The sequence below is a fragment of the Bacteroides sp. HPS0048 genome (genome assembly GCF_964240755.1).
In the GTDB taxonomy this organism is placed as follows: Bacteria; Bacteroidota; Bacteroidia; order Bacteroidales; family Bacteroidaceae; genus Bacteroides; species Bacteroides nordii.
The window spans coordinates 1-20178 of sequence record NZ_CAXSVC010000033.1 but is presented as its reverse complement, the minus strand read 5'-3'; the positions used below and the strand labels follow the sequence as shown (position 1 = coordinate 20178).

Sequence of the window (20178 nt, the reverse complement as noted above, 5' to 3'; positions counted from 1 at the left end):
TGTTATCATCTAAATTTCACAACAACCTCCACAACCTCTCCACGTTCCCTCCACACATCCAACACCCGTGCAGGAATCCCATGGTTGAAGCAGCATTGGATAAACTCCATCCCGATAAACACTCCTGTATTGTATTCCCCGACATTATCTCCGTCATTTTTGCAGAAGGTTACGGTTCCTTTCATCTCCTCATTCCTTCTCTTGCGGTATTGCGCCTCCTTTTCAAACATCATAAAGACTTCTCCTCTGACAATCTGCACCTGTTGGCCTCCGGTTTGTAGGAATTGCAGGTAGCTCTCCAGCAGGTCTTCCGGGCATCCGCTATGGGATAGCATGTTTCTTATCCCTTGTATCTGAATCGAATTTTCCATTGCTTTTTATTTGGCTATGATTATCTTTTTATCCTTGATGACAAGTGTGTCTTTCCCGCCATGATTCGTCAGGCTTACATCCTTCAAGTCAATGCGGCTGTTGGAGATGGAGAACTCCTGATGAATCGTATCATTCCGCAGGAAGTGGATGTCCTGCTTGTACAGGTTCGGAATGGAAAAGAACAAAGTGATTATCCCGATAAAGCACAGCACCATCAATACCGTAAAGGTTACAAACCAGCGTTGGTATTTACGGTCTTCCACAACCTTTACTTCAATAGGAAATGGAGATTCCTGATAGCTCACCCGTTTCTGTTTCCATGTTACTCTGCAACGTAGGTTCGAGAACTCATGCAGACTGAACAGTTCCGGCAGTTCCTGTAAGAAATGCAGGTATTGTTTGGTTTCCATCAGCACTTCCAGCTCCACGGTTACGCGGATGACACTGCGTTTCATTATCTTGGGTTTCCCCGATGCGCCTGCGGGCTTGGCGACATTGATGGGACGGATGTCCGATGCTCCGTTATCCATGCTCATGGCAAGCTCCATTCCGGTGTTTCCTAAAGAGGGGGCATCTGTAGGATGGGTTCCAAAAGATGAAGAACTTTCTGCACCTTCATATTCCGCTATCAGGTCTGCTATTTCGCGCACTTCAGTTACTGCCACATTCTTTGCCTCTGCATTGGCAAAGGTTTCCACTTTGGTCTTGACCATATCGGTCAGAAAGGCTTTTATCTTGTCTTCGCTTTTCTTATGGATAAGGTAGCTGGGATACTTCTTCGTGAAGTTCCGGGCTACGTTTTCCATATAGTCCATTGCATAATCATAATTACGATCAATAGTCAGAAAAAATACAACGGATAGACTAAACAGGTTGGATGTTTGAAAATCATTCATACATTTTTCAATAAACAGTAATTATCAAATCTTTCCGGGCTTCAATGGCTTCATCAAAAATAAAATTCAAATCATCCATTTCTTCTTCATAATCATAATCACCAATGCCGTTTCCTGCTTCCAATGCAGTATATTGCTGTTTCTTGATTTCCAATTCTGACATCGGAATGCTTATGATATAAGGAAAATCATCACTGAGTGGAATAGGTATGAAGCTACTCTGTTCGTCCAGTTGCCACAAGTTCTCGGCATTATAGATGATTCGTCCATAATATTCACAGACTTTTTCATATACATATCCATACATGAATGCCATGTGGGGAGAACGTTTCTCTCCGTTTACAATGTCAGCAAGTACACTGTAAGCATCTTCTGACGGACTTATTTCACTTTCAAAGTAATTATTTAAGCCGTCTAACTTCTCCTTCAGCGAAGAAGACAATTGGTTCAACAAATCCATATCATGCGAACCGTAAACGGCTTTTACTTTATTTGCATCTACCAAATAAGCATGAACATAATAACTCATATCAGTCTTGTTTTTAGTTGTTACTTACTTTTGACCATCTGCCCAATGAACCATATCGTATGGATAATATGGATGTCCTTTCAAAATACTATCATCAAGCCCCAATACTTTAACCAAAGCACCACTTTCAAAGCACCAATATCCATCATGGTTAATTCCGTATTTGTGATCATTATACCAAGATAAATCTGAATGTCCTCGATACCATTCTTTTTTGAGATATTTTTCCAAACGTTTCACTGCTTCTATTTTATCTTGTTTAGCTAATTCTGTTACAGCAATAACCGCTTGATAGGGTAACGGATATAAAACAGTGCCAGTTGTTTGTGTCCAATCAGGAAATCTATATCTAATTAAAGTATCATAGATATAATCTTTTACATCATTATCTTTTATCAATTGGACTAATTTTTGCATAGTATTATCATCATATTCCAACATGATACCAATTGATAACATCCATAACATTTCAATATAAAATCCTTTTTCAGTCCAAAAACGTGGCATGATTCTAATAATTTCCATATAATTACCTTTCAAATCTTCAAGGTTCTTTCCTACAGAAAACTGCACTAACAAAGAACGAAGTCTAAAATTGAACAAAGAATCATATCCGATATGTTTACCAGAACGATGCAGTTGCTCATAATATAAAATTTCTTCATTATACAACTTTAGTTGTGATAAATATTGTTCTTCTGTAAAAAGTTTGTCTCTTATTTCCATATACATTTAATATTATAGTTATTATGGCCAAATCTCAGAAATGAAATCAGAAGTTTTTGATTTAATAGACTCATTTCCTTGAACTCTAATTTTTTTAGTTACAACTTTACCATTTTCAAAAATACGAGAAACAATCCTATCCACCTCTTCATTATCTAGTGCACGCCTAATTTTTCTTGATAATTCTATAGATATAATTCCTTTTTTTTCTAATCTAAGAATTTTATCTTTAATCCATATTATTCCCATCTGAGGACCTTTTTGGGTTTGACTAAGCATTGAGGTTTCATACTTAGTTTCATCAATAACAAATTTAGGCAATGGTGTCAAATTCTCATAAATTCCATCGATGCCTTTCCTAATTTTAGAATCCAAGCTGTTAGGTGCATCATCACCGATTCTCTTCAAATTATATCGTCTGCCATTTACACCTTTCTTTAAACTCTCACTAGTCAACAAATTAAGGCAGGATTTCATCTCTCCATAATTACCCTTTTGCTTATTGCTCGGTTCGTCTTTGTTACCACTTTGCAACAAAAATTTAAACCGTTCTTCCTCTTTTTCTAATATTTGTTTCATCTGCTTCACTTGGGCATTGACAACAGCCAGTTCTGCATCTGATATTTTTAAAGAAGAATTTGCTGTAAAGTTAGTATTCTCTTGAAAAACTTCATTCTTTTCTATTTCGTTTTTGACAAAATTTTCTGCACTACTTTGGACTGCGGGGGCGCTCTCTTTCCACACCTTCTCCCTAACCTCCAGATTATTCCTTTTGATAATCCCCGGTGACAGATACAGCACCATCATCATCGGAGAGTCTCCAGCACTCATATACTCCTCTATTTTCACACAGAAGCAGTCCCAAAACCGGAAAATGTCCGCAATCTCTACTTCGTTGTAGATGAAATGGATCTCCCCGTTGTGCATGGCTCCTTCGTTCAGCCAGTCATAGAAGAACTGTTCGTCGCCCTTGCATTCAAACGCGAGCGTGATCAGATCTCCCTCGACCGGCAGACATTCCCTATTGCCGATTTCCTCGCAGACCTGGATGTGGAGTTGCATGATTTTTCTCAGATTCGGGTCATCATAGTGCCGGACGTGGCATCGATAGTTATAATAGAGTATCGGCACCTCCCTTCCTCTTATTTTCAGAATAGTTTCATAAATCATGATAATACAGTTTCAGGTGAATGACTAAGGTAATAAATCACGGCTGATCCAGTAGTACGTCTGCCCGTTGGATTGGAACGACTTGCCGGCAGCCTCATCCAGCAATTCTTTCTTTTCCTTGAAATATTCAATCAGCATGTCCAGTTCCACATCCGTAATCATTTTCTTTTTCCGCAAGTCCTTGACACGGTAAACCTCAAAGAAAGGATAGTCTGCCGGACAGGAGGTAAACCTTTGCAATACCTCTGACAGGGGCATTCTCAGGAAAGTCTTTCTCCCCACCCTGCAATACCTGTCCCTGTTGCGCTCTGAAAGGAAATGTCTGACCAGTTTTCTTCTTACATGTCGGGTTGAGGCATATTCCGGCACGTTCAAGCTGTCCGTCTTGATGCGCACGGTCGATTCTTCGGTGTCTGTCTGTAGATAGTCGTCCGGACAGTCGCAAATATCCGCTTTCGCCCACTTTTTCTTTTTGACCGCCTCGTATTTGTAGTCCACAATCAGTTTGGCGGGTGCTTCCACATATTTTCTCAACCGTTTGAACTCCTCTTCATTGGCAAGTAGGTAATAGTTCAGTGTGGAGGACAACGAGTCCGGCAATGCGACAGGTTGCGCAGGCAGGCTCCAGGCGGGTTCGATACCCGGAAGTACGGACAGTATGGGTTGCACATCCGACTGGCGGATATGGTAATAATCTGTCATTGTCGAGTCCGTCCTATATCGGTGTGTACCCACTTCATCGAATGCCCTTGCCAGGCTGTTGCTCAACAGGGTATTGTCAAACTTCACTTGCAGCAGCATGGAGTCCACGGCGGCGGTCAGTCCTTCCAATTCCAGCGATTCGTTTTTTTGCGGAAACACCAGCCATCCCTGCGTCATGCTCCGGTTGGGAAAATCCAGGCAATAGATATTATGGTTCACCTCCGCGTATTCGCTTTCATTCCTGATTTGCTCGGGATATACAATCAGCTCCCGTTTCTTCCGGCTGATGCGTGGTGCCGAGCAGTCTATCATGTTCCCGATTTGCAGCACGAAGTTGTTGAAGTTGTCCGGCTCTCCTCCATAGAACTGGAAACCAAGCAGACGGCAGTTGTTCTTTACCAATTTGTTCACCAAGGTGGAGTCCGCCCACTCGCTGTTGAATCCTTTGTCTCCGATAACAACCAGAATATTGGTCTCATCCGGACATTTGTTGAATTGTTCCACCCCGATTTGAAGGCCGGACCAGCTGCCGAACCGCCCGTATGTGGGTTTCAGTTGCCCGGCATTGCGTGCCTTGGCGGAAAGGAAGTCAAGCAATTCCATGTAGTCGGGAGTCAGCTTGCAGATAGGGTCCTCCCGGTTGTCCGGTTCGTTGAAGGTAAGCACGGCGCCGAACTTGAAAGAAAAGCTCTCGTCATTTGCCAGTTGCGACTGTAATCCCTGGATGGCATTCACCACGGCAGGAAACCGCTGGATGGTGCTCTCTTTCCCTTCAAGGACGAACATGAGATTTATTTTTCGCAGGTCCTCCTCAATCTTGTGTTTGAATGTGCCGTAATATATCGGATGCCCGTTGACGTTCAGCACATAGCTCTCCCGTTTGTCTATGACCGGCATCGGCACATGCGTTCTGAAACAGAACGCCGTATCATTGTGCCGGTAGGACAACACCGGGCTGTACCGGATGGTGGGTTGGTTATCGGCGAATTGCAGTTTTTGTCGCATCTCATCGGATGACAGATGTAAGGTGTCCTTCCGTTCCCGGTCTTTGAAAACAAGCGTGCTGTCCGGCAGCGAGGCTATGTCTATATGGAGCTGCTGTTCGGGAGCGGTCAGCAACCTCCCGTCCATCCATCCGATGGCGGTCTGCCCGATACTGTCTGCATCAAGTTGCGGTTTGTTCGCCACGAGGACACATCCTTTGTCCGCAACTGTTTGATAAGGATACACGATACCGTAGAATGGGATTTTGCCCGCTTCTTGCGTCAGGTCGGGATTTTTAAACAGCTTTACGGAATCGTTGGAAAAATAGGTATCGGGATCGGCAAACGCCAGGGTGTCGGTCAGCATGACCACCTGCTTGTTCTTGAATCCTGTAACAACATCGGTAAAGCCGCTCCGGGTCAGCAACAGGTCGTTCTGGTTGATCCACCCGCAATACCTGGCCTGCTTCCACTCTTTCAGCCTCCCGTTTTTCAGGATGGCGGGGTCGTACCGGATCAGCCGGAGCCAGTCACCTTTTCGTTTGATGACTAAAAACGCGTCCATATATTCCACCGCCTGCATCTCGTTCTTTCCGCTCGGACTCAGATAGGTCGTTCCGGCTTCACGGGCAAAAACGATCCACGGGGTATGCCTGAACAGTGTCTGGCTGCGTGGAACCTTCACTCCTTCCACGGAATAGTTCCGCATATACTCACGGGGGACATTCTTTATCCGGGTAAAACGGTGTACAGGTCCGCAGGATATCATACAGGCGATACATCCGCAAATCCATCCTCCTTTAACAAGTGCCGATATATAGTTCTTTTTCATGCCTCATTCTATTTTTTTGATTCGGAAAAGCGTTCGTGCTGGGTTACCATCAACTGCATCACACATTCGTTGTTCAGGTTGTCTCCCATATCGACGAACACCTCGTCTATAAGGGTTTTCCTGCGTGCTATGATTTTCAGTCCTTGGCAATAGGAATAGAAATCATTCTTCTTGCTGTTGTTGACAGTTACCGCTATGTCCGGATTTCCGCAAAGGTATTTTTTCAGGATATAATTGTAATGGGTATTGAACGGCTTGCCGTCCACGATGGCCTGCAAGTGTTCACGGATGTCATTACCGATAATGACAAGCACGTCCGTCGAGTCGTTCTCCGTATATTGGGGAAGGATTTCAATGGTGTGCCTGACCGGATATTGGGTATTCTCCGTAGTCAGCAGAACCTCGTATATGCCGGGTTCTGTATAGGCGTAGAGCGGGTTCTGCTCCCGCGAATCGACAATTCCGGACTCTCCGAACTGCCAGCGCCATTCTTTCGACGGACCGTATCCTTTGAAAGATACGATTTCTCCTTGGAAGGCGGTTGCAGGTGCTTTCATCCTGACAAGTTCGTCGCTTCCGTAATCATCCCGGCTCTTGTGTACTGTGATGATCTGTTTCCTTTCCAGTCCTCCGTCCACCTGAAGGCGTACTTGGTAGCGTCCGGGTTCCTTGAACACATATTCTCCGCTTCGTTCGTGTGATATGTCCCCGTTGCCGAACTCCCAAAGCCAGGAACGTGCGTTGCGGGTGCTGTCCGCGTAATGGACGGCTTCTCCGGTTTCCACCTCTATGGGGGTCAGTGTCATCCGTATGGTACGGTTGGAAAAGAACAGCCGGATCAGTATGGCGACAAGAACGCATAGCAGCATGGCTGCGATTACGAACAGAATCTTTCTGGTATAGATTTTTCCCATGTCATTTTCCATTTTTAGTGCCAGAGCGCAGGTCTTCCTCTTTTTTCCGCAAGCCGATCTCGCACTCTTCCAGATTGGCTTTGAACAGGCTTATGTTTTGTTCGATGCTCCATAGCTGTTTCTTGTCGGACAGCCACATGGCATAAAAGTCGGCAATATGCATGAACAGCTTGTAACGCTTGTCCCAGTTGTTTCTTTCGTATGTGTTCCGCAAGTTGTTTATCAGATAATGGATATCGTCCTCCTCATATTGGGCATAAACGCCCGGTTCAAACGCCTCGATCTTACGGAACAGGGAGTCTGTCGGAAGCTGGCATTCCGCCTGCTCCTGTTGGAATTCCTTAATGCGGTTCATTTTGATTTTCACGAACTCTTTCTGTTCAAATATCTTAAAATCCGAATTCCACATGAATATCGCCAGACAACACGCTACGGTCGTCAGGAAAAAGAACAGGAATACATAGGCATGCCCCATGAAGATTTCCCGTTTGTTCATTGTCTTTCTGTTGTTATCCATAAATTTACAGTTTTATTTATGATTGTTGTTGGGACCGACATTCAGGTTACGCCGTGTCTTCCAGTTATCCTGAATACATTGCATCAGGTCTTTCTTCACCATCTCTTCCTGGATATTCAGCAGACGGATGGAGTCCTTTACTCCGAGGAAGATGTTGATGTTTCCCAAAAGTTGCCTGTAGAGCCTGCAATCCTTGGCATCCATGCCCTGGACATATTTGAGCAGGTTCATCTTGCGTGTACTGACAACGCTTTGCAGGAGCATGTCGTTGATCTGGGGGGAAGTGTTCATCAGTTTCATGTACTGGTAGACGGAATCCACGCTGTTCGACAGGGACAGCTCCTTGGCATAGATGTGGTCATACTCCAGTGCCTGTTCCGTAATCCGCTTTACTTCTATGCCGGAGGTCTTCAGGAAACAGGCAAAGATGGTTACCGCAAGGATGATGCAGCACGTCAGATAGCCTGCGAACCTCAAATAGGCTTTCCTTACTTCTGTGTTGTTTTTCGGTTTCATATAGAATAATTTTTGTGTTTATAAATAAGTGCTGATGCCCAGATAGGCGCCTTGTTCGTCTGGGGTCCCCAGTCTGAACCGGGCATCTTCCTGTTGGATGATGTAGCGGATCTGTATCTCCTTGTCCGAAGGGAGGAACAGCTCCGCCAGCGCATTCAATATTTGGCTGTCGATGGCACCGGGGAAGAAACTTTCCATCCGCCGGGCGGGCAGGGGGCCGATTTCCATCAGCATCCGGAAAGTACCGTCGGCAAAACTGTTTCCCAGAACCATATTGTCTCCCAGGATACAGCTTCCCAATTTGGGAATAAGGCCGGTATCCGCTTCCACTACGCACTTGTCTCCTTTCCTGAGATGGACGGGCACACCCGTCAGGATGGTCATGCACTCGCCGATCTTGGAGGGACTGGCCGTAATCTGCTCCATATAGGCAAGCATATGGACAAGCATGACCGCCAAATGGGTTGGCAGCAGTTCCAGCACGGGCCATTGTCCGGAAAAGATACTCACGAAATCCGGATGCACGTTCATCTCGTCTATGCGGCGTTCCTTGTTTTGGAAAGTGACCAGCATATGGTCCAGGGAGATTTCAAAAGGCTTGAAGAAACGGCGGGCGAAGAACTCCTCCTCCCGGTGGACACGGATTTCATCCAGCACCTGCTCCTTCGATATCTTTTCGGACTGGTAAAGGTTCTTGTGGAATATGCCTTCGGGCAGTGCGTCATAAAGACTCCGCCTGTTCACATAAAGATACAGGTAGTCCGTCAGGTCGTAATGGGAATATTCAGAGTGGATGTCATGAATGTCTTTCGAGAATCCGCGCCGTATATCCCCCTTTCTGGAAATGAGGGTACGTTCCGCGTCATATCCGGCTTCTTTCAGCCCGCTGGCAACCACTTCCGCCTTGAAGTCCGTATCCGGCAGGTTGAACGAATGGGGATGTTCGTCAAAACATACGATTTTATCTGTTTCTTCTGTCATGGCTGTTCGTTTATGAGGGATTAATCCAAGATGTTCCAGCGTGATTCGCTGGACTCTTTCGGTTGTCTGGAACGTTCGGCGACCACGATGTTCTCTTTGTGCTTTCCGATATACTCCAGACGGCTGAGAGTGGTCCACAGGTCATTGAACAGGTATAGGAAACGTTCTGCCGTAACCATCAGCTGGCGGATATTGTGGTGGTTGTACAGCAGACCGCTGTTTTCCCTCAGCAGACCTTCGTAAGCGCCTGGGGTGATGCCGTTCCACTCGTTGAAATATTTCAGCAAGTCCTCTTTCTCTTCCTTGTCCATAAAACTCAGGCATACATACAGATGATGCGCCAACGTGGAGAACACGTTCAAAAAGCGCAGCGGCGAGTAATACTGCCCCTCATTGCGGAAAGAGAAATAGATGTCGGATATGAACAGCATGACATGGCGGCACAGCATACCGATGTTGGTGGCAAGGTCGGTTTGTTTCTCCGCATTCTCCACCTTGGCAAGGATGTCAAACGAGGCTTTCTCGATGGAATCGACAAGCTGGCCGAATTTGGTATAATAGCCTTTCAGGTCCGGATGACTGGACATGCTCGTGCATGGAGGGATGAAGTTTCCGTCCACCTCGCAACGGTTCCCGTTCTTACGCAGGCGGCCGATCAGCAGGAAGTGTCTTCCTAACTCGCTTCCGTCTGTCTGTCCGGTCGGTAACACGCTCAATGCGTATTTGGGCAGGGCATTGGGCTGGCGGGGGCTTATCTCTTTCTCGTCCGGAATGCCCGATGGCAGATGCTCGAAAGGGTCTGCCATCAGTATGACATCCCAGCGTCGGTCCTTTTCTTCCGTTTCATCCATGGAAATATGAAAACTGGCGGTCAGCTCGTCATCGTCACCGGCATCGTAATCTATCAGGTAGCCTCCGGCCGTAAGGGCATGGCAACGTTTCAGACGGACTTCCAAAGTGCCGGTAACAAGTTCCGTAATGCTGAAATCACCGGAAACGGATTCTCCTTTTCTGAACGGCAGGAGTCCGTAGGTGTTGCGGTTCAGATAAAATGACTGGTATTCGCACAACCGGTCCGTAAAGTGGTCTTCCTGTTGCGTGAAATGCCCTTTGTTGACAGGCATTCCGTCCGCCCAGTTTACCAGCGGGTATTTTTTCTTTTGGCTCTGTTTTCCTATCATGACGTCTCTATTTAAAATTCATTATACTTTACAAGTTCGTTCGCCACACGCTTGGCAATGATTACATCGTGCTGTTTCAGCCTGTTGTCGGCAAGCGTGAGGTCCGGGTCTATATAGAACCGCCTTTTGAAAAAGGAGGGTTTGGTATAGAATACCCATTCGTAATATGCGCCACCCTCGTTCTTGTACACGATGGGAGAGGATGGCGATTTGAGGTTGCAGTCGTCGATCATGCGCTGGAACCATTGTCCGAAGATGACATCCTCGGATGCCTTGCCGGTAATACGTTCCGATGCCGGATCATCCACCTTGCGGAATATCTCCACATCCATCACGATGCTCCGTTTGCGGTTGATGCGCAGGGTGTCCGAGTCATATTCCTCCGAATACTTCCAGACTTTATAGATTTCAATGGGTATGTCAAAATAGCTGTTCACCGTTTGGGTATACAGGAGCGGGAATACAAAAGGCAGCAGGCAGGTGGAGGCCCAGACTCCATACTGGAGTTCGTTGCAGAGGTTGAAGACCACGGAGAACAGTCCGGCTCCCAATAGCGTGACCGTAACCGTCAGCAGGCATTGGATGCCGAATGATGGCATCTCCTTGCCCGAGGCGAATACCTTGCGCAGGATGAACCGGTTATAATGTCCGGCAGTCCAGTACAGGACAACCAGCAGGATATAGACATAGGGCATGAAGCTATAGTCCATGAACCCGCACAGGGCGGGCAGGGCAAGAATCATGCCGCACAACAGCAGATATACGATCAGTTTTCTATTGTTGAGCAGTTTGTTCTTGCGTGCGATAAAATAGGCCGCGATTCCGAAAATCACGGTTAGCAGCGGCATCAGCAGGTACGATGAAATGAGATGTTGGGTAACTGGGTTCATAAGTATGATATTTATGCTTTATTGTATTCTATGAATATCCGGTAGTTGAATGTGTCCGGCGAACAGGCCGAGAGTTTGGTACGCAGGTTGTCTTTTATCTGTTTTTCCTGCGAAGGCTCATCCAGTTTCGTTCCAAGAATCAGATGGACCTCTTTGGTACGCACCAGCCCTTCATGGGGCATCGGGCTGATCTCCACTCCGTTCCGGATTTCTGTCCGCACCAATAGCTCACCGAGTTCCTTCTTGCAGAAACTGGCTATGTCGTTTTGTGTCAGGATTCGGCCGTGCGAGATGAAACCGTATTTGTAGATGTCGATCTGTTCCCTGTTTTTGGGGGCTTGTTTTCCACCGTAGGTGGTGCTGACCAGCGCGAGTGTCTTCGAGTCCAGATAAGTGGTGGCATTGGGTGACAGGTTCACACCGGCCTGTATCCGGTTGCCCACCTCGCAGTTGGTGGTCCAGTATTTGACGGTAATCTGTCCCTTGCCGGACAACTGGTCGATCATCAGATAATAGGGAGTCTCCCTGGACTCGTTCATGCTGTCGGCTGTCTGCTTCATTTGTGCCATCAGTTGCTCCATCTGGGTGGTAAGTGCCTGTAGCTTGATGCTTGAAACGGCATGGAAGGCATGGGTCTCGTCATCGAGCAGGTCTGACAGGTAGCCGAGCAGTTCCTTGGCGGAACGGGAATCGAAACGTTCGCATCCGCCTTTGCGGATGGAGTAGGTTCCATTGCTTTCCGTAGAATCCTTTTCGGGATAGAGAAGTTCATGATAAGTCTTCCCGTCGGAGTCTTTCACGCTGTGTACGGACAGCAGGGACTCATGGTTGCCTGTGCGTAATGGCACCACCCTGAAGGTGTCCTCAAGGGGAGTTGTTTGTTCATGCAGTGTCTTGTTCTCGACAGGTACGATATTGATGCCGGCATGCAGCTCTTCCAGGACTTCCGGCGTGAAATGGGCGGGAAACTGTATCTTCACCCAGACCAGCTTGTCCTGCATTTTCTCAAGGACGGCTTCTTTGAAGCAGGAGCGCAGGATGTCCGGAAGGTTTTTCTTCCAGGAACTGTCAAATGGAAAGGATTGCGATACCTTCAAGAAATGTTTGCTGTAAATATCCATGACTTCCCTGTCTATGACGGACATCACATCGTAGTTTTGGAAAAAGGCACGGGTCGGCTCTTCCGGTATGGTTGTCCTTTCATGGATGCCTCGTTCCATCACAACCGGCTTCCCCTCTACGGACCATTCCGTACAGGGGAGCAGGAGCAGATATTCATAGCTCTCCATGAGGTTTGGGAAATCCAGATAGAAGGAAAAGTCCTCAAGGTCGGAAATGGATTCATCCACCGCCACCCCTAACCAGACGGTACGTGGAGGCATCCTTGTTTCCGTACGGGCAATCATGGTCTTTTCCAAGGTTGGGGCTATCCGGTAGAGAAGGTCGTCGCAGACCATATATTTCACATCGGCTTTGTGCAGAAGGGTATCGCAGGCAGGATAAAACGACACGCTTCCGGTCGATAGTTTTCGGGTAAGGGAATCGCTCTCGTAATACATGCCTGACTCCCTGGTTATCTGATAGCATGGCTCTATGGGATAGGCGTGTACGATGCCGTGTGCGGGAAAAGGTGAGGTCAGTATGCCCGGAGTAAGGATTCGGGCGGTCTTTTCCAGCAGCCTGGTCTCGATGGCGGTAAAATCCTCTCCCAACATATATACCTCGTTGGACAAGGCTTCCAGCAGGAGCTTGACAACCGGGTCGAAGTTCTCCGCCTTTTTTATTCCCCAGAAAGCCGCGGCGTATTTCAGCATACGGTTTCTGATTTGCTCTTTATTGTATTTTTCTGTACTCATACGCCTCTTATCGGGTTGAAATGGGTCCTAAATAAATCACATAATAGAAACAGCGTTTTTCTCCGGTATGCACCAAGGTTCCATATACATATACCTGTACACGTTTCTTTACGGCGGGAGCGTCGAACACATTGTCCTGCCGGGTGGTGTCATCAATGATGACCCGGACATTCACACCCGTAAGCCGCTTCTCATGCTGGGTGATCGCCTTGGTGATGTATTCCGAGAATTGCCCTTCCCAACGGGTGTGTGAAACGATGCTCTCAAAGTCGAGGAAAAAAATCTCACAGCCGAACTCCTTGTCAAAGGCATGTTCGCCGGGAGCCGTGCTGATAAGCAGCTCGATAAACTGGTCGATGGACTCGATTTCCGAACAAGATACGAGACGGCTGTTTTCCACATCCTCGCTGAGCAAGGCGCCAAAATCCAGGGGCAATTTGCAAAACTTTGTTTCCATGCTTGTCAGTGCCATTCGTTTTCAAATTCTTCGTTCGTAAATCTCATCGTCCTTGCCGCAAACAGAAGGACGATGCTGCCGGAATGGGATATACGGTCAACCTTGCGTTGCAGGCGGATGCAGTTCCCTTCCACAAAGCGCAAGGCAAATGTCGCCTGTTGGTCAGGTTGGTCCTTTTGGTAGATTCGTATTTCGCCGTCCTCACGGGAGTCGCTGTATGCGGCCCATCTCAACAGTTCGTTACCCGGCATACCGGTAAGGGTACAGGTGACGAATCCGCCGTATGCCTCACCTTCAGGCAACCCGTCACGGTCTGTATTCCGCTTGAATTGCAGGTCGAACTCTTCAATGCTGTATGTCTCATGGCAGACGGACAGCCGCATCACGTAGCGGTCATCCGGCATTGAGGATTTTTTGTTTTTGAACAATGAAGTGAACCAGTTCATGATTATAAGTTTAAGTGACACGAATCGCCGGTCTCCATTTCCCGGAAGTGGATGAATAGTGAGGTACGGCTCTCTTTGGTTGTTGAATGTACGTTGAACTCAAGGCATTTTGCTCCCTTGAAACGGATGATCTCTTTGGGAGTACCGGGCAGGCCGGAAGTGTTCATCACCTCTCCGTCCTTCAGGATTCTTGAATTGAACATCCATTCCAAGAGTTCCTCCGTTGGAAATCCGGCAATACTCACCCGTATTTTGCCGCCGTATGTCTTTCCGGTTACTTGCCCGCTATAGGTGGTCTGTTTCCGGAAGTCATACTCGTAGCCCAGCAGATCGTATGCCTGCACTTCTTCATGCTCCGAGGGTTCGGCTGTCCAGAACTTGATATACGATTGTACACTCATATCCTTATACTTTTTTATTCTTCTTCACTCGTCAGATTGGTTTGCAACATGGCAGTCAGGGTCCGTTCCTCGTTCATGCGTGATTCCACAAACAGTACCGTGTCCTGAGTGTCTAAATGTTTGCGCACGTAGGCTCGCAGGTAGGCTTTGAAAGCCTGCACCTTCGTCCGGTATTCCTCCAAAGGGAGGGCGAAGATGTCTTGCGTTCCTACCCGTTCCAGTCCGTATTTCTCCAGTTCTTCTTCAAATGACTTTTCTAATTGCTCATTAGCTATGATATAAATCACTAATACTTTATATTGTCTCATAATAATCTATTTAAATATTAACGATATATAGAATAAAGTTTAGGATATTGATATTCAGAGTCCTTATTACTTATCCTGTATGAACTTTAATTTTATTAACAACGAATCATAATCCAAACCAATATACATTGCACTATCAAAGAGAATAAATAAATTCCATAATATAGTGTATGTTTTTTTTCTGTATTAAACTTTACAAAAAAAAGCTCGTACTTACTTTTTTTAAACAAAAACAAATAGTTTGTAATATACATAACCATACATATAATCACAAAAAATATACTTAATACCAACATATTATTGAATGCCAATTGAATAACATTCACCTTAGTTGTTTTATAAATAAGCCAAAATAAAAAACTTAAAAAACAAAGTGTATGGGCACAAATATAAGAAGTTGAAAATATAATAATCCCAGAGTCTATACCTCGTTCATCTACTTCTCGTTTATTCAAAAATGACACAATATTGTTAATATATTCATTAAGTCGTGATCTAACTTTTTTGTTTTGCAACCAATATATTGGATTTAGCAATCTATTAAAAAGATAGAACAACAATGTATATGTACAATAAAACATTATATTCCAATATAGATTAAGCAATGTTTTCATCTTATTATTAAAGAATTTGAAATGTCGATAATAATATCTTCTCCCAACTCACCACCCAAATACCCTCCTATAGTACTTCCGATAAAACCTCCAATAGCAGCACCGGCACCAATTCCAATACCAGCAGTAAATAGTCCAGCAACAGTAGCTCCTAAAAACATTCCTATTTTTGTACCTAAATATAAACCAGCAGCCCCTCCAGCCATACCACCACCAATTTTTAAAATTGTATTTTGAGTATTATCCCCGAATCCTTTATCTTTAACCAAAGCGTACCCTATTTCAAGAGCATTTAATCCATATTCAATAGGTTTTATTACATTTCCTATTTTCTCCCCTATACGAAAAAGTGAATAGGTCTTAACATATTGATTACCATAGAAGACATATCCAGATTGTTTTTCAAAATACAGTTTCAAATTTTTATTTGAAATTCTAGTTTTTCCTGTTTTTGTCAAACTTTCCGCAAAAATGTCAACATATCCATATATATCCTTTGAGTAATCTATAAGATTGTCAAGTAAAATATTAGTATCTTTAGTTCCTAAAAGTTTCACTAACTCTATTGATGAACGATCAATATGATTATAGTTATTAAAATCATAATCATATTTTCCATTTATATTCTTGCTCTTTACTTCTACTCTAATATTGAAATAAGTATCGGATTCATCAGTAGATATGATAATTTCAGAATCCTTTTTAGGTATCGTCAATGGACCTTCCGGTATATTTAAGACGTACATATCTCCCTTTTCTGAAACCAATTTATCACGAATATCATCAGGTGTCAAATGAAGGCTCTTGATAATAGCCAACAAAGAAGTGTCTATTTGTTGAACTTTTATTGGATTGTATATATATGATGAATTTTCTAATATGGCCATCTCCAATGGAATGTTTTCAACATATGCATACCCACACCCTATGACAAATCCTTCATAAGGATACCCTTGGATACAGCAGACCTTAAAGTCATCTAATTCCATATATGTTGTTCTATAATTTCCCATATTACACCCATCTATTATCGAAATCAACACCTTGGACTGTTAATGTTTCTGGAGAAATCGTTAATGTCGTAGATAATCCCTGCCCAAAACTGATACTTCTATGTAACCTTGCACAATACGCATTCGTAAACGCCACCTCAAATATCACCCCGGACGTACCGGTCTTGAACAGAACTGCCCCGTTCTTTTTCACCCACGGTTTCACAGCCCATCCGTAGATGTTGCTTTTCACCGTCTGCGAAAGGGTTATCATGATTCGTCCCCCTCGCACTTCGCCTTCCGGTTGGTTCTTTAGGTTATCTACTGGCTGGTGAAAACCTATTTTGAACTGTTCCACTGCATATTCGTCGCCGTCAACGCTGAATATGACATTCACGTTGCTGTCCACTTGCGGAAAATTAAAAAGTCCCATAACGCTGCTGTTTTTAAAACACCCACTGATTTTCAAATTCTTCTGTACCGAATGCCAGCTTCTGTGCCTGTACGGTCAGTTTGGTCGCAATATAGCTTTTGCCCTGCCGGATATAGCTGATTTCCATATCCACACAAGTCGCTTGCTCAAAGAGTATCTTTTCGAGTGTGGAGCCTTGGTTGTCATGAACTACGATGGCTCCGCTCTGGTATTTACGGGCATCCAGCATCCACTGGATCATGTCACGGTTGGGAAGATGAGGGTAGGTCACATAGAACGTGCCGCCTTTTACCTCGGTCTGTGCCTGTCCTTTGATGTCTATCCCTTGGGCAAATCCGAATTCGCAGCCGATGAGCTGGTAGCTGTCCTTGTACATGTCGGTCAGTGAGGAGGCAGCCAGGTTGCCTATCTTTAAGAATACGGTATATCCAAACATACGATACTTGATTATTGGTGAATATTCCAGGTTAATTCATTCTGTTCGTCCAGACCTACCTCCAGACTTTTTCCTTTGCCCAACTCCTCGTTGATGATAAGCCGTGAAATCGGTCTGCGCAGGTAGTTACGGATGACCCCGGCAACTTGGCGGGCACCGTATTTGGGAGTGAAGCCTTTGTGGGCGAGCATTTTCCGGGCATCATCGCTGATGGTGATGCCGATACCCTGCTTGTCCAGAAGTTTTCTGACTCCGTTGAACTGTATATCGAATATTTTTAGGAGTATCTCTTCACGGATGGGGAAGAACGGAACGATTTCAGACAGGCGTGCCAGAAACTCCGGACGGAAATACTGTCCCATTACCTCCATGATCTGGGTGGTGGGCGGAACATTCCCGGATTCAAGTTGCCTGGTCAGCCATTCACTGCCCACGTTGGAGGTAAACAGCACGATGGAGTTGGAGAAATCCCCCTCTTTGCCTAAACGGTCATGCAACTTCCCCTCGTCCATGATTTGCAGGAAAATGTCATATACGGACGGATGCGCTTTCTCTATCTCGTCAAAGAGGACTACGGCGTATGGCTGTTGGCGTATTTTATTGACTAACATACCGCCTTCCTCATAGCCCACATATCCCGGAGGTGCTCCGTAAAGCAGGGCTGCGGAATGTTCCTCCTTGAATTCGGACATGTCAAAGCGGATCATGGATTTCTCGTCATTGAACAGGGCTTCCGCCAGTGCTTTGGCGAGTTCGGTCTTGCCGGTACCGGTCGGTCCCAACAGGAAGAAGGAGCCGATGGGCTGTCCCGGTTTGTTCATGCCGCTACGGGATTCAAGGATGGCGTCCGTCAGCGTTTTCAAAGCCTGATCCTGTCCGACGACGCGTCGCCGCAGATACTCTTCCATATTGAGTAGCCGTTCTTTCTCCTGTGATTGTATCTTGCCGATAGGAATGCCTGTCTTGCTGGCGACAACGGCGGCCACCTCGTAGACGCCTACCTCCTCTATTTTCTTTTCGGCAAATTGAAAGATGGCGTTCAATGCGTTTCGCAGATAAGCGGCGAGTTCTTCATACTCCTGTAATTCATGGATATCCGCCTCGTCAGGGATGACACCTAAAAGGATAGGGCTTAATTTGTTGTGCATCAGGAAAAGCAGCGTTTTCAGCTCTTCCGTCTTTTCATGGCTCTCTTTCTCTCCTTTTTCTATCTCATCCAATCTGGACAGCAAAGCCTCCGTGTCCTTTTTCCCTGTTTCATTGACCATCTTGATGGCGGAAAGCGTCATATCCAGCAGACCGATGGCGGAGTCCGGCAGACGGCGGTCTTTCACGTACCGCTTGGCAAGACGTACACATTCGGCTACGGCATCGTCGCAGATCCTTACCTGATGGTAGTCCACATATTGTTTCTGCACGGAGTGCAGCATCTGGATGGCGGACTTTATGTCCGGCTCGCTTATCTGCACGGTTTCGAAACGGCGGCTGAAAGCATGGTCCGGCTCAATGATCTTGCGGTATTCGTCAATGGTGGTGGCGCCGATGACGGTCAGGTCGCCGTGCGACAGTTCGGGTTTCAAGACATTTCCCGCACCGGAATTTCCTTGCCGGTTGTCCAGCAGTACGTGGATTTCGTCAATAAACAGGATGGCATTGTCAATATTCCGCAATTCTTTCAGGATGTTTTTCAGGCGGTCCTCAATCTCTCCTTTATAGGTGGCTCCGGCGATCAGGGAGGCGTTGTCTAACTCGAAGACACGGGCTTCAGCCAGGAACGAAGGCACCTTATGGTTGACAATATCCCAGGCTAACCCGTAAACCAGTGCTGTTTTTCCCACACCGGCATCGCCGACTATCAGGACATTGGACTTGCTCCGGCTTCCCAGTATCTCCATGACCATACGGTTCTCACGGTCGCGGTTGATGACCGGATGCAGCCTGTTTGCCGCAGCCGCGGTAAGGTCCACGCAATACTTTGCCAGAAAAGAGGACGAGGCGGAGGCCGGAACATAGGCATCCGCCGTGGCGGCAGGAGAACATACCGGCTGTCCGTTTCCTATATATATGGAATGGATATCCTTTTCCAGAATGGGGAAAGACCTGAGCTGGTCACTGGAAAAAGCGACACCGGGCTTTGTCAGTGCCAATAGCACGCAGATGGGATTGATGTCGAACAGCCCGAACTGGATTCGTGCGTCATCGGCGGCTCGGAAAACGGAGTCGATCTGCTCCGATGGCTTGATCTCGGACAACCGGGTGGATTTCGGGCATTGCTCGATGTACACGTCCGCCCACTCCTCCAGATAGCCTAAATCCTTACCTATACTTATTATAAAATCTCGTAGCCCTACATCCTTATGAAGTAGAGCCTTCAACAAATGCGAGGGAGTATAACACTCGTTCGCATTTTCACGAGCCACTGCAAGTGCTATGTTAAGCGCAATTTTTACAGAATCATCAAGATTAATGAAACCAACTCCTGTATCCATAATCATTAAGATTTAAAAATTGCGCAGGAGAACATTGCAAATATAAGGCAAAAAAAATAATCCAGCTATTTTTGACCGTTGTTTTTTTATGCTTGTGAGCATGTTTCCAACAAAAACAAGAAAAAATCCTCGAAAGTTCTTTGTAGTTTTCAGAAAATGCCATATATTGGGCGCAGAAATTGAAGGACAAAGACAGGGTAACAACAGACCGCCTCTGACCGGATATTTCAAAATCAATTTATTGTTTAATTTAAAACTTTGAGACTATGGCATTTAAAGCGTCATTTAAGTTCTCGGACTCAAGAGAGTTTGATGTATTGAACTGGAGAGTCAAGTTCAATCGTGATGTGGACCCCAAAGGTCGTCCGGCATCTGACATTTATGGTGGCACAATCTATGTGGAAGTCGAATCGACTGGCTCAGTTGTAATTCTTGGGGGATTAAGTTTAGTCAATTCCCTTCATGCATATACCTTTGCTAGCCTAAAAAGGAAGAAGCTCATATCCACTACTCCTCTAAATGATGCCCTAAATGCTT

23 protein-coding genes are annotated in these 20178 nt (G+C 45.8%); 2 read left to right on the top strand and 21 right to left on the bottom strand.

What is annotated here, in order from left to right:
- Positions 1-5 precede the first annotated feature (5 nt).
- Genes ACESQI_RS19645 through tssD (ACESQI_RS19625) form a run of 5 tightly spaced genes read right to left on the bottom strand, consistent with a single transcriptional unit; the run spans position 6 to position 3516 of the window.
- Complete coding sequence (locus ACESQI_RS19645) at positions 6-371, bottom strand: hypothetical protein (protein ID WP_258999125.1); 366 nt, start codon at positions 369-371, stop codon at positions 6-8.
- Positions 372-377: 6 nt separating this feature from the next.
- Complete coding sequence (locus ACESQI_RS19640; RefSeq protein ID WP_008778753.1) at positions 378-1268, bottom strand: hypothetical protein; 891 nt, start codon at positions 1266-1268, stop codon at positions 378-380.
- A 7-nt stretch (positions 1269-1275) separates the two neighbouring features.
- Complete coding sequence (locus ACESQI_RS19635) at positions 1276-1797, bottom strand: hypothetical protein (protein WP_373126865.1); 522 nt, start codon at positions 1795-1797, stop codon at positions 1276-1278.
- 24 nt (positions 1798-1821) lie between these two features.
- Positions 1822-2523, bottom strand: a complete 702-nt coding sequence (locus ACESQI_RS19630) for a PoNe immunity protein domain-containing protein (RefSeq protein ID WP_008778754.1) — start codon at positions 2521-2523, stop codon at positions 1822-1824.
- Positions 2524-2544: 21 nt separating this feature from the next.
- Entirely contained in the window at positions 2545-3516 is a 972-nt protein-coding gene (gene tssD, locus ACESQI_RS19625; protein ID WP_373126882.1) for a type VI secretion system tube protein TssD, read from the bottom strand.
- On the opposite strand from tssD (ACESQI_RS19625), the gene ACESQI_RS19620 reads away from it, so the two are divergent.
- Complete coding sequence (locus ACESQI_RS19620; protein WP_329919131.1) at positions 3430-3717, top strand: hypothetical protein; 288 nt, start codon at positions 3430-3432, stop codon at positions 3715-3717. The two genes, tssD (ACESQI_RS19625) and ACESQI_RS19620, sit on opposite strands and share 87 nt — an antisense overlap.
- Here the strand turns inward: ACESQI_RS19620 and tssR are convergent, their stop codons facing one another.
- The 16 genes from tssR to ACESQI_RS19540 all read right to left on the bottom strand — a co-directional run bounded on the left by tssR (position 3718) and on the right by ACESQI_RS19540 (position 19641).
- Positions 3718-6210, bottom strand: a complete 2493-nt coding sequence (gene tssR / locus ACESQI_RS19615; RefSeq protein WP_258999126.1) for a type VI secretion system protein TssR domain-containing protein — start codon at positions 6208-6210, stop codon at positions 3718-3720.
- Positions 6211-6218: 8 nt separating this feature from the next.
- Positions 6219-7124: a PKD domain-containing protein gene (locus tag ACESQI_RS19610; RefSeq protein ID WP_005942801.1), complete on the bottom strand. Its 906-nt coding sequence runs from the start codon at positions 7122-7124 to the stop codon at positions 6219-6221.
- A 1-nt stretch (position 7125) separates the two neighbouring features.
- Positions 7126-7641, bottom strand: a complete 516-nt coding sequence (locus tag ACESQI_RS19605) for a type VI secretion system transmembrane protein TssO (RefSeq protein ID WP_005942799.1) — start codon at positions 7639-7641, stop codon at positions 7126-7128.
- A 12-nt stretch (positions 7642-7653) separates the two neighbouring features.
- Positions 7654-8157 carry a type VI secretion system TssO gene (locus ACESQI_RS19600; protein WP_005942797.1) on the bottom strand — a complete coding sequence of 168 codons (504 nt, stop codon included), beginning with the start codon at positions 8155-8157 and terminating at the stop codon, positions 7654-7656.
- Between the two features lie 18 nt (positions 8158-8175).
- Positions 8176-9138: a type VI secretion system baseplate subunit TssG gene (locus tag ACESQI_RS19595; protein ID WP_005942796.1), complete on the bottom strand. Its 963-nt coding sequence runs from the start codon at positions 9136-9138 to the stop codon at positions 8176-8178.
- Between the two features lie 20 nt (positions 9139-9158).
- Positions 9159-10319, bottom strand: a complete 1161-nt coding sequence (locus tag ACESQI_RS19590) for a hypothetical protein (RefSeq protein ID WP_008778757.1) — start codon at positions 10317-10319, stop codon at positions 9159-9161.
- A gap of 11 nt (positions 10320-10330) precedes the next feature.
- The gene (locus tag ACESQI_RS19585) at positions 10331-11209 is read right to left on the bottom strand and encodes a TssN family type VI secretion system protein (RefSeq protein ID WP_005942792.1); all 879 of its coding nucleotides are present in this window, start codon (positions 11207-11209) and stop codon (positions 10331-10333) included.
- Positions 11210-11220: 11 nt separating this feature from the next.
- Positions 11221-13065 carry a type VI secretion system baseplate subunit TssF gene (locus tag ACESQI_RS19580; protein WP_005942790.1) on the bottom strand — a complete coding sequence of 615 codons (1845 nt, stop codon included), beginning with the start codon at positions 13063-13065 and terminating at the stop codon, positions 11221-11223.
- A 7-nt stretch (positions 13066-13072) separates the two neighbouring features.
- Entirely contained in the window at positions 13073-13537 is a 465-nt protein-coding gene (locus ACESQI_RS19575) for a GPW/gp25 family protein (RefSeq protein WP_005942788.1), read from the bottom strand.
- Entirely contained in the window at positions 13528-13968 is a 441-nt protein-coding gene (tssD, locus tag ACESQI_RS19570; protein WP_008778759.1) for a type VI secretion system tube protein TssD, read from the bottom strand. The genes ACESQI_RS19575 and tssD (ACESQI_RS19570) overlap by 10 nt, the downstream gene beginning before the upstream one ends.
- Positions 13969-13970: 2 nt before the next feature.
- Positions 13971-14369, bottom strand: a complete 399-nt coding sequence (gene tssD / locus ACESQI_RS19565; protein WP_005942784.1) for a type VI secretion system tube protein TssD — start codon at positions 14367-14369, stop codon at positions 13971-13973.
- A 14-nt stretch (positions 14370-14383) separates the two neighbouring features.
- Positions 14384-14677 carry a hypothetical protein gene (locus ACESQI_RS19560; RefSeq protein ID WP_008778760.1) on the bottom strand — a complete coding sequence of 98 codons (294 nt, stop codon included), beginning with the start codon at positions 14675-14677 and terminating at the stop codon, positions 14384-14386.
- A gap of 610 nt (positions 14678-15287) precedes the next feature.
- Positions 15288-16280, bottom strand: coding sequence for a hypothetical protein (locus tag ACESQI_RS19555; protein ID WP_005942780.1), 993 nt, complete (start codon positions 16278-16280; stop codon positions 15288-15290).
- A 25-nt stretch (positions 16281-16305) separates the two neighbouring features.
- The gene (tssD, locus tag ACESQI_RS19550; RefSeq protein WP_005942778.1) at positions 16306-16716 is read right to left on the bottom strand and encodes a type VI secretion system tube protein TssD; all 411 of its coding nucleotides are present in this window, start codon (positions 16714-16716) and stop codon (positions 16306-16308) included.
- A 13-nt stretch (positions 16717-16729) separates the two neighbouring features.
- Positions 16730-17152, bottom strand: a complete 423-nt coding sequence (gene tssD / locus ACESQI_RS19545; protein WP_008778761.1) for a type VI secretion system tube protein TssD — start codon at positions 17150-17152, stop codon at positions 16730-16732.
- An 11-nt stretch (positions 17153-17163) separates the two neighbouring features.
- Positions 17164-19641 carry an ATP-dependent Clp protease ATP-binding subunit gene (locus tag ACESQI_RS19540; protein WP_005942771.1) on the bottom strand — a complete coding sequence of 826 codons (2478 nt, stop codon included), beginning with the start codon at positions 19639-19641 and terminating at the stop codon, positions 17164-17166.
- Positions 19642-19907: 266 nt separating this feature from the next.
- Here ACESQI_RS19540 and tssD (ACESQI_RS19535) point away from each other — a divergent pair.
- The coding region (gene tssD, locus ACESQI_RS19535; protein WP_373126855.1) for a type VI secretion system tube protein TssD at positions 19908-20178 on the top strand (271 nt) is incomplete at its 3' end.

Bases quoted from the DNA above. Each gene is read 5' to 3' on its own strand.
- ACESQI_RS19555 (WP_005942780.1), bottom strand. From the start codon at position 16,280: ATGGAATTAGATGACTTTAAGGTCTGCTGTATCCAAGGGTATCCTTAT.
- ACESQI_RS19575 (WP_005942788.1), bottom strand. From the start codon at position 13,537: ATGGCACTGACAAGCATGGAAACAAAGTTTTGCAAATTGCCCCTGGAT.
- tssD (WP_005942778.1), bottom strand. From the start codon at position 16,716: ATGGGACTTTTTAATTTTCCGCAAGTGGACAGCAACGTGAATGTCATA.
- tssR (WP_258999126.1), bottom strand. From the start codon at position 6,210: ATGAAAAAGAACTATATATCGGCACTTGTTAAAGGAGGATGGATTTGC.
- ACESQI_RS19540 (WP_005942771.1), bottom strand. From the start codon at position 19,641: ATGGATACAGGAGTTGGTTTCATTAATCTTGATGATTCTGTAAAAATT.
- ACESQI_RS19610 (WP_005942801.1), bottom strand. From the start codon at position 7,124: ATGGGAAAAATCTATACCAGAAAGATTCTGTTCGTAATCGCAGCCATG.
- ACESQI_RS19560 (WP_008778760.1), bottom strand. From the start codon at position 14,677: ATGAGACAATATAAAGTATTAGTGATTTATATCATAGCTAATGAGCAA.
- tssD (WP_008778761.1), bottom strand. From the start codon at position 17,152: ATGTTTGGATATACCGTATTCTTAAAGATAGGCAACCTGGCTGCCTCC.
- ACESQI_RS19620 (WP_329919131.1), top strand. From the start codon at position 3,430: ATGGATCTCCCCGTTGTGCATGGCTCCTTCGTTCAGCCAGTCATAGAA.
- ACESQI_RS19630 (WP_008778754.1), bottom strand. From the start codon at position 2,523: ATGGAAATAAGAGACAAACTTTTTACAGAAGAACAATATTTATCACAA.
- ACESQI_RS19595 (WP_005942796.1), bottom strand. From the start codon at position 9,138: ATGACAGAAGAAACAGATAAAATCGTATGTTTTGACGAACATCCCCAT.
- ACESQI_RS19590 (WP_008778757.1), bottom strand. From the start codon at position 10,319: ATGATAGGAAAACAGAGCCAAAAGAAAAAATACCCGCTGGTAAACTGG.
- ACESQI_RS19635 (WP_373126865.1), bottom strand. From the start codon at position 1,797: ATGAGTTATTATGTTCATGCTTATTTGGTAGATGCAAATAAAGTAAAA.
- ACESQI_RS19580 (WP_005942790.1), bottom strand. From the start codon at position 13,065: ATGAGTACAGAAAAATACAATAAAGAGCAAATCAGAAACCGTATGCTG.
- ACESQI_RS19600 (WP_005942797.1), bottom strand. From the start codon at position 8,157: ATGAAACCGAAAAACAACACAGAAGTAAGGAAAGCCTATTTGAGGTTC.
- ACESQI_RS19640 (WP_008778753.1), bottom strand. From the start codon at position 1,268: ATGAATGATTTTCAAACATCCAACCTGTTTAGTCTATCCGTTGTATTT.
- ACESQI_RS19645 (WP_258999125.1), bottom strand. From the start codon at position 371: ATGGAAAATTCGATTCAGATACAAGGGATAAGAAACATGCTATCCCAT.
- tssD (WP_005942784.1), bottom strand. From the start codon at position 14,369: ATGAGTGTACAATCGTATATCAAGTTCTGGACAGCCGAACCCTCGGAG.
- ACESQI_RS19585 (WP_005942792.1), bottom strand. From the start codon at position 11,209: ATGAACCCAGTTACCCAACATCTCATTTCATCGTACCTGCTGATGCCG.
- tssD (WP_008778759.1), bottom strand. From the start codon at position 13,968: ATGAACTGGTTCACTTCATTGTTCAAAAACAAAAAATCCTCAATGCCG.
- ACESQI_RS19605 (WP_005942799.1), bottom strand. From the start codon at position 7,641: ATGGATAACAACAGAAAGACAATGAACAAACGGGAAATCTTCATGGGG.